The organism is Cryobacterium sp. TMT4-10 (assembly GCF_004403275.1).
Taxonomy (GTDB): domain Bacteria; phylum Actinomycetota; class Actinomycetes; order Actinomycetales; family Microbacteriaceae; genus Cryobacterium; species Cryobacterium shii.
Map to the genome: position 1 here is coordinate 1 of NZ_SOGU01000004.1, position 1,402 is coordinate 1,402.

The following is a 1,402-nucleotide window of genomic DNA, read 5'->3' on the forward strand; positions in this document are numbered from 1 at the left end:
CGGCTCGCCCGCCCGCTGGCCCGGCCGTGTCCGCTGGCCCGGCCGTGTCCGTTGGCCCCGCCCGCCCGCTGGCACTGCCCGCCCGCTGGCCCCGCTCGCCCGCACAGCCGCGGAACCCGTGCCTGCCGCACGCCGGCGAACCAATTCGACGGAGATTTTCCGGATGCTGGACCGAAAACCTGTGTTTTGGGCTTTTTAGAGCAGAATCTCCGTCGAATTCGTTCGGGCGCCGGGGAGACAGGCGGAGGCCGCCCCGGCAGCGGACCCGCTGTGGCCGTCAGCCGGCCCGGCGGCTGCCGAAGGTGCGCCGGTAAGCCGTCGGCGTGGTCTGCAGCACCTTGAGGAAGTGGTGGCGCATCACGGCCGCCGCACCGAACCCCGTGGACGCCGCGATCTCCGCCAGGCTCAACCCGGTTTCCTCGAGCAGTTGCTGGGCGCGGAGCAGCCGCTGCCGGTTCAGCCACGCCGTGGGCGTCGTGCCGAGATCCGCCCGGAACCGCCGCGCGAAGGTGCGCGGCGACATCAGCGACCGCCGGGCGAGATGGTCGACCGTGAACTCCTGGTCGAGGTTTCGCAGCATCCAGTCGGTCACAGCCGCGAAGGAGTCGCTGCGGAACTCGGCCACCGGCGCCTGGATGAACTGCGACTGCCCGCCGTCGCGTTGCGGCGGCACCACCATCCGCCGGGCGATCACGTTCGCCGCCGAGGCGCCGAGTTCCTTCCGCACGATGTGCAGGGCGGCGTCGATGCCGGCCGCGGTCCCGGCGCCCGTCACCACCCGGCGGTCTTCGACGAACAGAACATCCGGGTCGACCTCGGTGAGAGGGCAGGCGCGCGCCAGCGCATCCGTGTACATCCAGTGAGTCGTGCTGCGGCGACCATTCAGGATGCCCGCGGCGGCCAACACGAACGCCCCGCTGCACACACTGAGCACCCAGGCGCCACGGGCCTCGGCCTCGCGGACTACCCGCAGGATCTCGGGGTGGATCGCCTCGCCCGCTTCGTAGGCGGGGATCGCGATCAGGTCGGCGTCCCCGGCGGCGGACAGGTCCTCGGTGACGATGATGTCGAAGCCCAGCTTCGTGCGGATGGGACCCGGCTCCGCCGCCGTGACGTGGAAGTCGAACGACGGCCCGCCGTGCTCGCTTCGGTCCATGCCGAAGACCTCACAGATCAGGCCGAACTCGAACGGCCCGAGGCCCGGCAGGGTGACGCAGACCACCTTGTGAAGCATGCGAAGCCCTCTCTGTCTGGCCGATCCAAGCCCGTAGCCCGTAGCCCGTAGCCCACAGCCCGTAGCCCGTAGCCCGCAGCCGCAGCCGCAGCCCGCAGCCGCAGCCGCAGCCGCAGCCGCAGCCCGCAGCCGCAGCCCGCAGCCGCAGCCGCAGCCGCAGCCGCACCC

General features: G+C 71.9%; 1 protein-coding gene. It reads right to left on the reverse strand.

The features are described 5' to 3' along the window. Positions 1-277: 277 nt before the first annotated feature. On the reverse strand, positions 278-1,234 hold the full coding sequence (locus E3T42_RS00195; RefSeq protein ID WP_134402238.1) for a helix-turn-helix domain-containing protein: 957 nt from the start codon (positions 1,232-1,234) through the stop codon (positions 278-280). Positions 1,235-1,402 lie beyond the last annotated feature (168 nt).